Raw genomic sequence first — 708 nt, forward strand, 5'->3', positions numbered from 1 at the left:
TGGAAGGCATACAAACCATCCTTAACGGGCTCTTTATTCCATAGGTCAATCAGATACACCGTGGTATCAGGCAGGCAGCGCTCTTGCTGGGTATCAATACCTATTCGGTAGCGCATCATGGCGTAGGTGCCTACCAAGGCCATGATTAACGCAAGAACAGTCAACCGGATGAGGTATGGCCGCCAAGGCATTCTTTTACGGAGTATCTGCATGAGACACCTCCTTTGAGCCTACTGGCACAAATACGGAATCATCAGCACCCACCACCGCTTGGGCATCCAGCACGATAAAACCGGCTGTTTTTAACTTTTCAATTTGCTGATTGGTCTGAAGCAACCTGGACTCGATGTCTTGTTCGCTGGCATTGGGGCCCAGTGACAACACCGCCTCCCCAAAATCGACGGCTGCAATGGGCGTACTTAACGCCAACTGGCGGTGGATGGGTTCGAGTGTTTTCATTAAGAGCCAGCTGGTCATTAAACCGCTACCAGCAATAGACAAAGTAATAGAGGCCATAAATGGCCAAAGCGTGGTCTTATTCATCTAAATCCCGCGAGAAACCCCGTCCTTCTAGGGCGAGGAGGGATAGCGGTTGCTCCGAAGGAGCAAAAACTACCCGATTGGTTAATGTTAATATTTACTTTCACAAAAACAACTGTATTCTTGTGAACTATGAAAGAGATCGCTATTAAACAACGCTTTTACCCA

Annotated in this window: 1 protein-coding gene and 1 pseudogene; both read right to left on the bottom strand. The window is 48.0% G+C overall.

Going from position 1 to position 708, the window contains the following annotated elements; all coding sequences use genetic code 11:
• Positions 1-212: pseudogene (locus R7Z50_RS27430) on the bottom strand (S26 family signal peptidase); the annotation flags it as partial.
• The gene (locus R7Z50_RS27435) at positions 196-543 is read right to left on the bottom strand and encodes a plasmid-related protein (RefSeq protein ID WP_318149740.1); all 348 of its coding nucleotides are present in this window, start codon (positions 541-543) and stop codon (positions 196-198) included. The gene R7Z50_RS27435 and the pseudogene R7Z50_RS27430, both read right to left, overlap by 17 nt.
• Positions 544-708 lie beyond the last annotated feature (165 nt).

It is taken from the genome of Vibrio sp. 1249-1 (genome assembly GCF_033340495.1).